The sequence below is a fragment of the Arthrobacter monumenti genome, assembly GCF_054511255.1.
Genome location: NZ_JBTNCY010000011.1, coordinates 20,266 through 33,635 on the forward strand (window position 1 = coordinate 20,266; position 13,370 = coordinate 33,635).

Genomic DNA, 13,370 nt, shown 5'->3' on the forward strand with positions numbered 1-13,370 from the left:
GACCCCAGGGAGAAACATGTCAGTGGCAACAGCGGACCTCTACGACGAGCGCGGCGAGGATCTTCAGTCCGTGGCGATGCAATTCCAGTCGTTCGGAGGTGCCGCCGGCTTCAGCGGAAAAATCCGGACGGTCCACTGTTTCGAGGACAACGTCGTGCTGAAGTCGGTGCTGTCATCGCCGGGTGAAGGCGCCGTACTGGTCATCGACGGCGGTGGCTCGCTGGACCGTGCCTTGATGGGGGACATGATCGCCGAACTGGCCGTCGAAAACGGTTGGGCCGGCGTCATCATCAACGGCGCCGTCCGGGACCGGAAGGCACTCTCGCAGCTGCCGCTTGGAGTCAAGGCGCTGGGCAGCAATCCGCGCAAGAGCACGAAGGGCGGCGAGGGGGAGATCGATGTCCCGGTGACGATCGACGGCGTCGCGTTCCGGCCCGGGGCAATGGTTTACGCCGACGAGGATGGCATCCTGGTCGAACGGTAGGGGGCGACGGCCTTGATCACGGCGGAATCGTCCGCCGCACCGAGACCGGCCGCCTGGCCCAGCAGGTACAGCTGTTCCGCGGCGGAAGCAACCGGCGTCGGCAGTGCGTTTTCCCGGGCGGCCTTGCTGACGATGCCCATGTCTTTCACGAAGATGTCGAGTCGGCTGAGCACCTCAGCGCCGTCGTCGTCGTACGCCTGCAGCATCCGCGGGCCGCGGTTGCCGAGCATAAAGGAACCCGCGGCGCCGGCCTGCAAGGCCTCCAGCGTCCGCTCCTGATCCAGGCCCAGCGCTTCCGCCAAAGCCAAAGCTTCCGCGGCCGCGGCGATATGCACTCCGCAGAGCAGCTGGTTCACGGTCTTGAGCGCCTGGCCGTCGCCGGCCTTGTCGCCCACTACGCTTAGGGTCGAGGCGAGCAGATCCAGCACCGGCTGGGCTTTCCCGCGCGCGGTTTCGGTGGCGCCGACGACGATCAGCAGGTCGCCTTCACCGGCGCGGACCGGACCGCCCGAAAGCGGCGCATCCACAAGCTCGACCTGCTGCTCGCTGAGCCGCGCGGCAACCTCGGTCACTGCCGGAACGCCGACTGTGCTGGTGAGGATGACGACGGCGCCGGGCTTCAGCGCCGCTGCGATGCCGTCGTCGCCGAAAAGCACGTCGTTGAGCTGCTCGCCATTGCGCACAGCCAGCACGACGGCGTCGGCTCCCTCGGCAGCCGCGGCACCGGAGGCGAAGGTCTTGATGCCGGCGTCGGCGGCGAGCTCGAGCCGCGGCTGGGCGATGTCGAAACCGTGCACCGTCAGTTGTGTGGCCAGGCGCGTGGCCATCGGCAGGCCCATGGCGCCCAGCCCGAGAACTGCGGCGGTGTAGGTGGAGTTATCAGGCATGGCGGTCCTTAGCTGTTTTGCGACAGTGTTGCGGTTACGGCGGCCAGGGAGCGGTCATCGCCAACATTCCCGGCGAAGACGATGTAGGGAATGCCCTTGGCCGGGCCTTCGACCGGCTCCCAGAGCGAGACAATGCCGGGCAGCATCGGGCCGCGGACCATGGCCCGGCGGATTTCCAGTCCCTTGGAAGCGACATCCGAGGAGGTGATACCGCCCTTGGCGATGACGAAGCGCGGCGGGTTGGTGGCGAGCACCCGGCGGACGACGTCGACGACGGCGGCTGAGACCCGGCGGGCAATGTCCAGGCTTTCGTCCCCATCTGCGGCGGTGACAAGCCGGCGGCTGGTGTGGACCACGACGTCGCCGCGCTCCAGCCCATCGGCAACCGCGGCGACAATGCTGTCCAGGTGGGCACTGCGTGCTTCTTCGTCGATGACGGACGCGACGTCGATCTCGGCGGTGTGGGCTATCGGGTGGCTCTTTTGGAGTTCGTCGAGTTGCCGCGTGGTCAGCCCGACATGGGAACCAACCACGATCAGGCCACCGGTCCGTCCGCGGGCGTCGGCGTTGTTTCCATAGACGTCATCCGCGGTGAGTGGCAGGTGCGGCTCTTGCCCAATGGCGGCACGGACGAAGGGTGGTCCGACCCGGTAGAGGAAGCTCTGCCCCGCCGCTTCGGCCCGCTGCAGGCCCAGGGCGAGCAGCCGCAGGTCGTCTTCGGTGACGGCATCGACGACGACGGGTGTCGCGTCCGCAGCCTTGGCCAGCTCTTCGGCGATCCGTCCGGCACCGGCGCGGATGATATCCAGAGTGAGGGCGACGACGTCGGCCGCCTTGATGCGCCCGCCCGACTTCTCCTCCACATAGTCCCTCAGGTTGGAGTTGCGGTAGCCGAACGTCGCATCCTTGGCGAACTCCGTTTCGGCAACCGGCTGCAGGGCTTCGCCGTCGCGCATGTAATGGACGGAACCAATGGTGACCCGGCCGGCATCGGGGAACGCGGGAACAATCACGACGCCGTCGGGAACCGGCCTCCCGGCCGCGGTCAGGCTTTCGATGAGTACGTCCGTCTCCAACGGATAATGGCCGCGCATGGTGGAGTCACTGCGTGAGACGAAGGACAGCCGGAGATCAAGTTGCTCCGCTGCTGCCAGCGCCCCTGCCACGACCTCGCGATTGCGGACCGCGGCGTCTTCCGGGCTCAAACTGCGGGTATTTGTCAGTACGTACACCGCAGGGCTGCCGGTGCCCAGCGCCCAGCTGAAGTCCGCTTCCTCCCACGCTGTCAGGACCGGCAGATCGGCCACCGATTGCGTTCCGGTTGGATCATCATCGAGGACGATAAACACTCCACCGGTGGACGCCCCGGCTGCTACCTCTGAGGCGGGCGTGGGCACATCTGCCGGATAGTGGGCCATCAAGGTCTCAAAGTTTTCCACGGAACTCCTTTAGTAGCTGCACCGCAATTGAGCCTACCCCCGATTCCGCAATGTGCCTCAAGACCGGCGGTGAGCACATGAATGCCCCAACACTTGCCGGTCAGTCGCGTGAAACGCTGGCCAACTCTTCCTTCGGCAACTCTTCCTTGCCCCGGTGGCCAAGGTCCGCCGTCGGAGTCCGGAAAGTCTCCTTGGCAGTCAAAGCAGCAACGGCGGCGATTACGCAGATGGCTCCGTTGAACATGCTGATGATCACCCAACCGCCTTCGGCAATACCGCCCATCGCAGCCACAATCGAGGGAGCGAATCCTGCCATCAGGAAGCCGAGCTGGGTGCCGATCGCCAAACCGGAGAACCGGACCCGTGCGCTGAACATTTCGCCATAGAAGGAAGGCCAAACAGCATTGGCGGCAGCATAGCCACAGGAGAAAACGACGATCGAAAGCAGGAACTGCAGGAGCGTGTTTCCTGACTCCAGCGACAGCAAGTACATCGGCATGAAAAGTGCGCTGGAGAGGGCACCGTAAATGAAGACCGGTTTACGGCCGAACCTATCGGACAGCTTTCCGAACTGCGGCTGCGTAAACAGCGCGACGAAGTTCGCGGCAACCACCAGCCACAGCGTGATGCTGGCATCGACGTCACCCACGGCAACGCCATACTTGATCGCCAACGTGCCAAACACGGTGCTGACAGCGGCGATGAAGGCACAGCAAACGACCCTGACGACATCGCGCCAATTGTGCTTGAGCAGATCACGAACGGGCAGCTTCGTAATCTCGTTGTTGGCCTTCGCCTTTTCGAAGGTAGGTGTTTCATGCAGAGACCGGCGAATGAAGAATGTTACGAGGACGACGAGAGCACTGAGCCAGAACGGGATGCGCCAGCCGATTCCGTATTTGATGTCATCCGGCAGCGCCATTACGGGGATGAAGACCAGAGCGGCCAGGATCTGCCCGCCCTGGGTGCCGGTCAGTGTCCAGGAAGTGAAGAAAGAGCGGCGGTCGTCAGGGGAGTGCTCAAGGGTCATCGAACTGGCGCCGGCTTGCTCACCCGCGGCGGAGAGTCCCTGCATCAGGCGGCACAGCACCAGTAGCGCCGGTGCCCACCAACCGATGACATCGAAGCTGGGCAGGCAGCCGATGAGGAAGGTCGACGCTCCCATCATGATCAAGGTGAACATCAGTATCTTCTGGCGCCCGATCCGGTCTCCGAAGTGGCCGAGTATCACTGCACCGATTGGCCGGGCGACGTACGCAAAGCCGAAAGTTGCGAGCGACATGACGCTTGCCTCAGCGCCGGCATTGGGAAAGAAGACATGCGGAAAGATCAGCGCCGCGGCAGAGCCGAAAATGAAGAAGTCGTAATATTCGACGGCGCTGCCCATAAAGCTGGCCAGGGCAGCCTTCTTGGGTGTCTTCTGTGGCTCCGCGTCTGGCTGCGCGGCTGTCGATGCGGTCATGGCATCTCCTTTGGAAATTACGGACGCCCGCAAAGGCGGCCGCTACTAGCTGAAAACGATAGGGACGGATAGATGGAACTTCTCCGTTACCCGTAGTGGTCTCTGTGCGATATACGTACAAGTGTGCATAAAATGAACAGTGCGAGTAACGTAGCTCATATCACAGGCGCATCGCAACATGACTATTACGCCACTGCGAAACAACGCCGAAGATGGACGGCAATGTCCTGGAGCACCCGGCAGAGAGGAAACAGAACGTGAGCGTGACCTCGGAATCCTATTTAGTGGGACTGATTGGGGAAGGAATCATCCAGTCCCTGACTCCGCCCATGCACGAGCATGAAGCGGACCAGCACGGTCTCCGGTACCTCTATCGTCCGATCGACCTGACCACGACGGGCCGGCCGTCGCATGACGTTGGTGAATTGCTGCGGCAAGGTCGGGACCTCGGATTTAACGCATTCAATGTTACGCATCCCTGCAAGCAATTGGTAATGGAACATCTGGATGACATATCAGCTGACGCCCGTCGGCTCGGAGCGGTCAACACCGTCCTGATCCGGGACGGACAACTGATCGGGCACAACACCGACTTCTCCGGTTTCGGAACTGCCCTGGCCAACGGACTCCCCGACGCTGGTCTGAAATCGGTCGTGCAGTTGGGCACCGGTGGAGCCGGGGCCGCCGTCGCCTACGCTCTGCTGAAGGCCGGAACCCACACCCTGACGTTGATCGATCTGGACGCCGACCGGGCAACGGAACGGGCCGGAACCCTCAGCGGATTCTTTCCAGAACAACAGGTCCGCACGGTTGATATGTCGGATCTTGGCAGTGTTCTCGACGGAGCAGATGGTCTCGTCAATGCCACCCCCGTGGGGATGCACTCGCATCCTGGCCGGCCGCTCGACGTCGAACTCCTGAAGCCACGGCACTGGGTTGCCGACGTCGTCTACCGGCCGGTGGAAACCGAACTGATCGCCGCTGCAGCAGCCAAGGGATGCCGGGTACTTGATGGCGGGCACATGGCTGTCGGCCAGGCCGCCGATGCATTCGGGCTGATCACCGGACTCGTCCCGGACGCTTCCCGGATGCGCGCACACTTCCTCGAACTGCTGGCCGAAGGCCGCTAGCGACGGGCAATCGAAAGGCCGATATGAGAACTTCAATTGCAACGGTATGCCTCAGTGGCACCCTCGAAGAGAAGATGCACGCCTGCGCCCGCGCCGGTTTCGACGGCATCGAGATCTTCGAGCAAGACCTGGTGGTTTGCCCGAAAAGCCCGGCCGAGATCCGGAGCCTTGCGTCCGAACTGGGCTTGAGTCTTGACCTGTACCAGCCGTTTCGCGATTTCGAAGGCGTGACCGACGAGGAACTGGAGGTCAACCTTTACCGCGCCGAGGCGAAGTTCCAGCTGATGAACGGCCTTGGAATCGACACCATCCTGGTCTGCAGCAATGTTGGAACGGCAACTATTGACGACGACGACGTCGCAGCCTCCCAGTTGCGCAGGCTCGGCATTCTCGCGGCGAAGTACGGCATAAAGATAGCCTATGAGGCGCTGGCCTGGGGGAAATACGTCAACGATTTCGAACACGCCGCCCGGATTGCCGCACTGGCCGACTTGGCCAATGTGGGAACCTGCCTGGACAGCTTCCACATTCTTTCCCGCAACTGGGACCCGTCGGGGATCGAGGACATCCCCGCGGAGAAAATCTTCTTCGTCCAGCTCGCCGATGCGCCAACATTGAGCATGGACGTGCTCTCCTGGAGCCGGCATCACCGATTGTTCCCGGGCGAAGGGGACTTTGAGCTGGATAAATTCATGGGGCATCTGGTCCGCTCCGGGTATGACGGACCGGTTTCCCTCGAGATCTTCAACGACGTCTTCCGGCAGAGCGATGAGGTCCGGACCGCCGTCGACGCGATGCGCTCACTGATCCAGTTGGAGGAGCGCACCCATTTGCACCTGCAGGAGACAGATGAGAAGGCTGCCAGCTACCCCATGCAGCTGGCGACGCTCCCGCAGGTCGATCAGCCTACGGGGTTCAACTTCACTGAAGTGAAGGCTGAGAACACCGATCATGTGCAGGAGCTGCTGCACCAGCTCGGGTTCGCCTACAGCGGCCGGCACCGGACCAAAGACGTTCAGCTGTGGTCCCAGGGCCACGCGAGGCTGATTGTTAACGAACAGCAGGCACGGAACCAGGAGCCGACAATCGCGGCACTCGGGTTCGACGTGGCGGATCCGCAGGCAGCGGCGTCGCGCGCCGTCCAGCTGTTGGCCCGTCCGGTACCCCGGCGGACACAGGCCAATGAAGAGGTCCTGCAGGCAGTTTCGGCACCGGACTCCACCGAAATATTCCTATGCCAGGCGACTCCGGACGGCACTGCAGCCTGGACCGATGAATTCAGCCGCACCACGGAAAACCCCGGGGCTCCGGCCGACTCCGCCGAACCGTCCGCGGAGCCGGACTTGATTACGCATGTCGACCACGTCAACCTGGCCCAGCCATGGCAGCATTTTGATGAGGCTGTGCTGTTCTACGAAAGCACCTTGTCGTTGCACCGCCAACCGTCAATGGAAGTTCCCAGTCCGGTGGGCCTCGTCCGCAGCCAGGTTATGAGAACCACCGGCGGCGAGATCCGGCTGGCACTGAATATCGCTCCGTTGGCCCTGGAACAAGCCGGCCCTGCGGCGGTTTCGGCCTACCCCCAGCACATTGCCTTTGGCTGTACGGATCTGATCGCAGTTGCGCGCCGGGCTCTGTCGCGGGGCCTCAAATTCCTGCCGGTCCCTGCGAACTACTACGATGATCTGCAGGCCCGCTTCCGTCTGGATCCCAAACTTCTGAAGGTCCTGCAGGACTACAACCTGCTGTATGACCGTGACGAGCATGGAGATTTCCTGCACTTCTACACCGCCACCGTAGGCAACGTCTTTTTCGAAGTTGTAGAACGCCGGAATGGGTACGAGGGGTACGGAGCTCCGAACACGCCAGTGCGGCTGGCCGCCCAATACCATCGATCGGGAAAGTAGGAAGCAATTGGACCGGGAACTGCCTGCCCACTACGTAAAGTCGGCGGAAAAAACCTTGGCGGTGTTGCTGGCTTTCACCACCGAGGAACCCCGGCAATCGGTCTCGCGCGTTGCCGCCGGTACGGATCTGAGCCGGGCCGCGGCCAGGCGCTTCCTGCTGACCTTGACCGATCTGGGGTATCTGCGCACCGATGGAACGTTCTATGAACTGGCGCCACGCTGCCTGGACATCGGCGCATCCTTCCTGGCGAACCTGACGCTTCCGCAGATTGCCGAACCCCATCTGAAGCAGCTGGCAACGGAGCTGAACGAAACGACGTCGTTATGCATTCTGGACGGCACGGACGTTGTCTACGTCGCCCGCGTGGCGTCGCCGCGGCTGCTCAGCGTATCCATCAATGTCGGCACCAGATTTCCGGCCTGGGCCACGTCCATGGGGCGCGTCCTCATCGCCGGTCTGGCGCCGTCCGAGCGGGACGCCTACTTCGAGTCCGTCCAGCTCCAGCAGTTCACGCAGCGTTCGATCAGCAGTATCGATGACCTGCGTGCCGAGATCGATCGGACCGCTGCCCGGGGCTGGGCCATGGTGACGCAGGAACTCGAAGAAGGGCTCCGCGGGATCGCGGTACCCGTACGCCGGGGGAGCGTTGTGATCGCCGCCGTCAATGTGTCCTTGCAGACCCATCGCGCGCCGGAAGAGGTCATCGAACAAACAATCGTGCCTTTGCTGCAGGACGCCGCGCGGCAGATCGGTGAGGACTTTGGCGGCCGCCGCAAATAGCCGTTCGGAGGAGTCGCCCATTTGCGTGGAACCGTGCGATCAAGCACTCTTCAACCATGACTGAAACTGTGTTGATCACCGGTGCGACCGCCGGTCTAGGAGCCGAGTTCGCCCGCCAGATAGCGGCCAAAGGCTCCAATTTGGTTCTGGTAGCTCGAAATTCCGAGCGACTGGAGGAGAAAGCCGGGCAGCTCCGCGGGAAGTATTCGGTCCAGGTGGAGACCTTGGCTGCGGACCTGCTGACCGACGACGGCGTGTCCCGTGTCGTCGCACGCCTGAAAGAGAGTGCGGCGCCGATAACCACGCTGATCAATAACGCCGGGTATGGCTTGACGAAGTCCTTTGCCGACAATCCAACCGAGGCAGAACTGGATCACTTGAAGATCCATGTTGAGGTTCCGCTCACCTTGTCGCACGCCGCCCTGCAGGGTATGCGGGAGCGCAGGAGCGGGCACATCATCAATGTCGCCAGCGTGGCCGGGTTTACACCGAGAGGCACCTATGGTGCGGCGAAGGCCGCAATGATCAGCTTCAGCCGCTGGGCAAACATTTGCTACGGGCCGGAAGGCGTCAAGGTCATGGCACTGTGCCCGGGCTTCGTGCATACGGAGTTCCATCAGCGGATGAACGTTGACAAGAAACTCGTCCCCTCCTGGATGTGGCTTCACGCCGATGATGTCGTTGCCGAAGCCCTCCGCGATGCCGCCCGGGGCAAGGCTGTGTCAATACCGAGTGTGAAGTACAAGGTGCTGGTGGGATTGAGCCGTCTGCTGCCGCCCGCCTTGGTTGCCACCTTGGCAAAACGCGGCCGGTAGCCCGGGTCACTGGGCCTCGCTGGTCGCGCCTGCTACTTGTCGGGAAGCCAGAGCCAGTGCGGACCCCCTTAAAAGTGATGCTTGACACATCGTTACTGAACCGGTTAAGTAGTATCAGCTGAACCGGTTCAGTAACGAGAGGGGTTGTGGGTATGGCGGTGACTATTTCCGACGTCGCGAGGGCAGCGGGCGTCAGCAAGGGAGCGGTATCCTATGCCCTCAACGGCAGGCCTGGCGTCAGCGATAAAACCCGGCTGCGGATTCTGGACGCTGCCAAGCAAATAGGTTGGAAGCCCAGCTATCGGGCAAAATCACTGTCGTCATCGCGGGCCTATGCTCTGGGTTTAGTGGTGGCCAGGAATCCGAAACTCATTAGTACCGACCCCTTCTTCCCCTCGTTCATTGCCGGCATCGAAACGACATTGGCTGAGCACGAATATACGCTTGTTCTCACTGTCGCGACGCAGCCGGGTGCCGAGGAGCGCGGCTACCGGAAACTCGTCGACGGCGGCCGGGTCGATGGCGTTATTCTCACCGACGTGCGGCATGACGATTCCCGCATTCCACTGATTCAGGAACTGAAGATCCCGGCGGTCACCTTGAACCGGCCGGATACCGGTTCGCCATTCCCCGCCGTCTGCATGGACGACACGGAGGGAATCAGCTCCTCCGTGAATCATCTTGTTGAGCTCGGGCACAGCCGTATTGCTCATGTGGGAGGTTCCCAGCACATGATCCACGGCAGGAGCCGCCGGCGGGCATGGGAGGCGGCACTGAATGAAGCGGGTCTGAAGGCCGATCTTTTTATTGAGGCGGACTTTACCGCCGCTGGAGGCATAGCGGCCACCGAAAAGTTACTGCGCACCGGCGACAAGCCGACCGCCATCGTTTACGCCAACGACATTATGGCGACAGCGGGACAAGCTTTCGCCCAGTCCGCCGGCTTTCGCATTCCGGAGGATTTGTCCATCAGCGGATACGACGACGCTGATTTCACTCAGTACTTGAATCCCGCGCTCACCACCGTCAGCACGGACCCCATGGCGTGGGGCCGCATCGCAGCCCAGGTGCTGATTAATGAACTTGAAGGCACGCACGACGGTATGGACGTCACGCTGTCTTCCCCCAACCTTGTGGTCCGTGGATCCACAGGCCCATGTAAGGCCACTGGCGCAGCGCCAGTGGCAGCATCCAAGTAATAAACCGAGGAGACGCAATGAAGCGTGCATTTGCATCGCGAACTCTATCCATAGCTGCAATCGCAGCAATGGGACTTTCACTCGCCGCATGCGGCGGATCGGATTCCGGCGGAACGGGGTCCAGTGAAGAAGCGAGTACCGGACCGATTGATATTTGGTACTCGAATAACGAGGCCGAAGTGGCGTGGGGAAAGCAAATGGTCTCGTCATGGAATGAGGACCATCCCGATCAAAAGATCAATGCTCAGCAGATTCCTGCTGGTAAAAGTTCCGAAGAGGTCATTGCAGCTTCGATTACTGCCGGAACGGCGCCTTGCCTCATTTTCAACACCGCTCCTGTTGCCGTACCGCAGTTCCAACGGATGGGTGGACTCGTAGCCTTGGACTCCTTTGAAGGAGGCGCGGACTACATCAAGAAGCGCAGTGGAGAATTGGCCAGCCAATACCAGTCACAGGACGGCAGCTTCTACCAAATCCCGTGGAAGTCCAACCCCGTTGTTCTGTTCTATAACAAGGACATCTTTAAGGAAGCCGGGCTGGATCCTGAGAATCCGCCGCTCGGCACGCAGGAAGAATTCCTCGAAACAGCCCGCACGCTTGTGGAGTCCGGCGCAGTGGACAACGCTGTCTGGCCCTCCCCGGCAAGCGACTTTTTCCAATCATGGTTCGATTTCTATCCGTTCTATGCCGCGGCATCGGGCGGAGAGCAGTTGCTCGAAGACGGGGAAGCGACCTTCAACTCGGAAGAGGGCAAAGCTGTTGCCGGGATGTGGAAGAAGATCTATCAGGAAGGACTGTCCTCAAAGGAGGTCTACACCGGTGACTCCTTCGTCGACGGCAAGTCGGCTATCGCCATCTCGGGTCCTTGGGCTATCGCCGCGTACGGTGACCAAGTCAACTGGGGCACTGTACCTATCCCTGTGACAGAAGAAGGGGCTGAGAGCCACACCTTTGCCGACGCGAAGAACATCGCGCTCTACTCTGCCTGTGAAAACAAGGGCACCGCATGGGAGGTTTTGAAGTACGCGACCAGCGAAGAGCAGGATGGCAAACTTCTGGAAATGACGGGGCAAATGCCGATGCGCGCCGATCTGACCACCGTCTATGCAGACTACTTCGAGGAGAATCCGGCCTACAAGCAGTTCGCGGAGCAGGCGAATAACGCGGTGGGCGTTCCTCAGACCCCAAACTCAGTCGAGATATGGCAGAACTTCCGTAACGCCTGGGTCGGCTCGGTGATTCACCCGAACGACAGCATCGATAAGGCTTTCGAGAAGGCGGCCACTGAGACCAATAAACTGGCCTCACAGCAGTAAGGCGAGCTGGATGTCTTTGCCTCGCAGCAAACGCGTGCAGCGGGATGGAAATGACCCGGCAGGGGCAGCTGCGGCTGGCCCTGCCGGGCGCCATGGAGGTTCCAGCGGCGGTAACGCCGGTGGTCCCGCGCCCCGGAAAGCCCGTTGGCGGCCGTTGGGTGCACAGCCCATCGGGGTCCTGTTCAGCGCTCCCTACGTCTTGTTCATTCTTGCGGTGCTGGCGTATCCGCTCGGGTATGCCGTATACATCTCATTTCACGACTTCTTTTTCACTGCCCCTGGCATCAGCGTTCCCAAGCCATTCGTAGGGTTCGATAACTACATTGCGGTTCTCACGGATCCAGCGGTCATTCGTTCTTTCGGGAACATTCTGATCTTTCTGGTGATCAATGTGCCGCTGACTGTTGCGCTCTCGCTGGTACTGGCCAATGCGTTGAACCGTGTGACTCGACTGCGCACCTTCTTCCGGGTTAGCTATTACGTTCCGTACGTAACGGCAAGCGTGGCAGTCATCGGCGTGTGGCTGTTCCTGTTTCAGCAGAACGGACTGATTAATTCGATCCTCGGTCCACTGGCGCCCGAACCGTCGTGGCTCGTGAATTCCTGGTTGGCGATGCCCACGGTTGCGCTCTATGTGACGTGGAAGCAGCTGGGATTCTTTATCCTGCTGTATTTGGCAGCCCTGCAGAACATTCCAGAGGAGCTGTATGAATCAGCGGCCGTGGACGGGGCCAACAAGTGGAATCAGTTTTGGAACATCACAGTTCCCGGCGTGCGGCCGGCCAGTGTGCTGGTCACGCTGCTGGCCACCATTACCGGCGCGAACCTCTTTACAGAGCCCTACCTCCTCACGGCAGGTGGCGGGCCGGATGGTGCCTCGACGTCCCCGGTGTTCCTGATGTACAGGACTGGAATCCTGCAGGGCAACCCGGATCTTGCCGCTGCGCTCGGCGTCATTTTGGTTATTGGCGTGCTGCTGATTGCCCTCATTCAACGCCGCCTGGTCGGCGGAAAGGAGGAATAGCGTGGCCCAGACACTTAATAACGATGACAATGCCGCTGCGGCTCACGCAGGTAAGGACCGCCGTCGCAAATCCGATGTTGTACAGGAACGGCACAAGCTTCGCCCAGGCAGCTTGATCCTGCTCGCCGTCGGCGCTTTCGTTTTCCTCTTTCCGTTCTACTACATGTTCATTGGCTCGTTGCAGGCCAACCCAGACACCTCCGTGGCCGGTGCCTTTCCCCAGCCGGGCAACATTACGCTGGAGAATTACACCAACATCAACAGCTCCATCAACCTGCTCAGAGGATTGATCAATTCCGGTATCTTTACCGGCGGTGTCATCCTCTGCACGGTGGTATTCGGGCTCTTGGTCGGTTACGCGCTGGCACAGCTATCGTTCCGTGGGCGAGGGGTCGTTTTCGGAATGATGCTGCTCGTGCAGATGATTCCGTTCCAGCTCTTGCTCATTCCGCTGTACGTGCTGATCGTGCGGAACTATGGCTTGGGCGACACCTATCTCGGCATGATCGTGCCCTTCGCCATTAATTCGACGGCGGTCTTTGTGTTCCGGCAGTACTTCCTGCAGCTGCCCGCTTCGCTTTTTGAGGCGGCCCGCATAGATGGGGCAAGTGAGTTGAGGATCTTGTGGCAGATTGCGGTCCCGCTGGTGCGTCCGGCGATCGTCACGGCAATTCTGTTGACCTTCATCGGCCCATGGAACGAATTCCTGTGGCCGTTCCTTGTCACCAAGGAACAAAGCATGCAGCCGCTTGCGGTATCGCTGGCGAACTACATCTCAAATATTGCCGCCACGGCGTCAAATCCCTATGGGGCCATTCTGGCTGGCGCATGCGTGCTGGCGGCACCGGCCATCATCCTGTTCATCATTTTCCAACGACAGTTCATTTCCACCAATCTCGGATCCAGCGCGAAAGGCTGACATTATC

The 13,370-nt window shown here is 61.0% G+C and carries 12 protein-coding genes; 9 read left to right on the forward strand and 3 right to left on the reverse strand.

The annotated features are described in order from the left end of the window. Positions 1-16: 16 nt before the first annotated feature. Entirely contained in the window at positions 17-484 is a 468-nt protein-coding gene (rraA, locus tag ACX80B_RS15670) for a ribonuclease E activity regulator RraA (RefSeq protein WP_459297828.1), read from the forward strand. On the opposite strand, the gene ACX80B_RS15675 is transcribed toward rraA, so the two are convergent. The 3 genes from ACX80B_RS15675 to ACX80B_RS15685 form a co-directional block, all read right to left on the reverse strand. After that, positions 448-1,371: an NAD(P)-dependent oxidoreductase gene (locus tag ACX80B_RS15675; RefSeq protein ID WP_459297830.1), complete on the reverse strand. Its 924-nt coding sequence runs from the start codon at positions 1,369-1,371 to the stop codon at positions 448-450. The two genes, rraA and ACX80B_RS15675, sit on opposite strands and share 37 nt — an antisense overlap. A gap of 8 nt (positions 1,372-1,379) precedes the next feature. Next, positions 1,380-2,789: a four-carbon acid sugar kinase family protein gene (locus ACX80B_RS15680; RefSeq protein ID WP_459297960.1), complete on the reverse strand. Its 1,410-nt coding sequence runs from the start codon at positions 2,787-2,789 to the stop codon at positions 1,380-1,382. 121 nt (positions 2,790-2,910) lie between these two features. Next, complete coding sequence (locus ACX80B_RS15685) at positions 2,911-4,272, reverse strand: MFS transporter (protein ID WP_459297832.1); 1,362 nt, start codon at positions 4,270-4,272, stop codon at positions 2,911-2,913. A gap of 257 nt (positions 4,273-4,529) precedes the next feature. On the opposite strand from ACX80B_RS15685, the gene ACX80B_RS15690 reads away from it, so the two are divergent. From ACX80B_RS15690 to ACX80B_RS15725, 8 genes are all read left to right on the forward strand, one after another. After that, positions 4,530-5,402, forward strand: a complete 873-nt coding sequence (locus ACX80B_RS15690; RefSeq protein WP_459297834.1) for a shikimate dehydrogenase — start codon at positions 4,530-4,532, stop codon at positions 5,400-5,402. Positions 5,403-5,425: 23 nt separating this feature from the next. Then, positions 5,426-7,309 carry a bifunctional sugar phosphate isomerase/epimerase/4-hydroxyphenylpyruvate dioxygenase family protein gene (locus ACX80B_RS15695; RefSeq protein WP_459297836.1) on the forward strand — a complete coding sequence of 628 codons (1,884 nt, stop codon included), beginning with the start codon at positions 5,426-5,428 and terminating at the stop codon, positions 7,307-7,309. Positions 7,310-7,316: 7 nt separating this feature from the next. After that, on the forward strand, positions 7,317-8,090 hold the full coding sequence (locus ACX80B_RS15700) for an IclR family transcriptional regulator domain-containing protein (RefSeq protein ID WP_459297838.1): 774 nt from the start codon (positions 7,317-7,319) through the stop codon (positions 8,088-8,090). Positions 8,091-8,146: 56 nt separating this feature from the next. Then, the gene (locus ACX80B_RS15705; RefSeq protein ID WP_459297840.1) at positions 8,147-8,905 is read left to right on the forward strand and encodes an SDR family NAD(P)-dependent oxidoreductase; all 759 of its coding nucleotides are present in this window, start codon (positions 8,147-8,149) and stop codon (positions 8,903-8,905) included. A 152-nt stretch (positions 8,906-9,057) separates the two neighbouring features. Further along, positions 9,058-10,104: a LacI family DNA-binding transcriptional regulator gene (locus ACX80B_RS15710; RefSeq protein WP_459297842.1), complete on the forward strand. Its 1,047-nt coding sequence runs from the start codon at positions 9,058-9,060 to the stop codon at positions 10,102-10,104. 68 nt (positions 10,105-10,172) lie between these two features. Continuing rightward, the gene (locus ACX80B_RS15715; protein WP_459297844.1) at positions 10,173-11,420 is read left to right on the forward strand and encodes an extracellular solute-binding protein; all 1,248 of its coding nucleotides are present in this window, start codon (positions 10,173-10,175) and stop codon (positions 11,418-11,420) included. A gap of 10 nt (positions 11,421-11,430) precedes the next feature. Further along, positions 11,431-12,444: a carbohydrate ABC transporter permease gene (locus ACX80B_RS15720; protein WP_459297847.1), complete on the forward strand. Its 1,014-nt coding sequence runs from the start codon at positions 11,431-11,433 to the stop codon at positions 12,442-12,444. A 163-nt stretch (positions 12,445-12,607) separates the two neighbouring features. After that, positions 12,608-13,363, forward strand: a complete 756-nt coding sequence (locus ACX80B_RS15725) for a carbohydrate ABC transporter permease (RefSeq protein ID WP_459297962.1) — start codon at positions 12,608-12,610, stop codon at positions 13,361-13,363. Positions 13,364-13,370 lie beyond the last annotated feature (7 nt).

Bases quoted from the DNA above. Each gene is read 5' to 3' on its own strand.
- rraA (WP_459297828.1), top strand. From the start codon at position 17: ATGTCAGTGGCAACAGCGGACCTCTACGACGAGCGCGGCGAGGATCTT.
- ACX80B_RS15680 (WP_459297960.1), bottom strand. From the start codon at position 2,789: ATGGCCCACTATCCGGCAGATGTGCCCACGCCCGCCTCAGAGGTAGCA.
- ACX80B_RS15715 (WP_459297844.1), top strand. From the start codon at position 10,173: ATGGGACTTTCACTCGCCGCATGCGGCGGATCGGATTCCGGCGGAACG.
- ACX80B_RS15675 (WP_459297830.1), bottom strand. From the start codon at position 1,371: ATGCCTGATAACTCCACCTACACCGCCGCAGTTCTCGGGCTGGGCGCC.
- ACX80B_RS15705 (WP_459297840.1), top strand. From the start codon at position 8,147: ATGACTGAAACTGTGTTGATCACCGGTGCGACCGCCGGTCTAGGAGCC.
- ACX80B_RS15710 (WP_459297842.1), top strand. From the start codon at position 9,058: ATGGCGGTGACTATTTCCGACGTCGCGAGGGCAGCGGGCGTCAGCAAG.
- ACX80B_RS15695 (WP_459297836.1), top strand. From the start codon at position 5,426: ATGAGAACTTCAATTGCAACGGTATGCCTCAGTGGCACCCTCGAAGAG.
- ACX80B_RS15725 (WP_459297962.1), top strand. From the start codon at position 12,608: ATGTTCATTGGCTCGTTGCAGGCCAACCCAGACACCTCCGTGGCCGGT.
- ACX80B_RS15685 (WP_459297832.1), bottom strand. From the start codon at position 4,272: ATGACCGCATCGACAGCCGCGCAGCCAGACGCGGAGCCACAGAAGACA.
- ACX80B_RS15720 (WP_459297847.1), top strand. From the start codon at position 11,431: ATGTCTTTGCCTCGCAGCAAACGCGTGCAGCGGGATGGAAATGACCCG.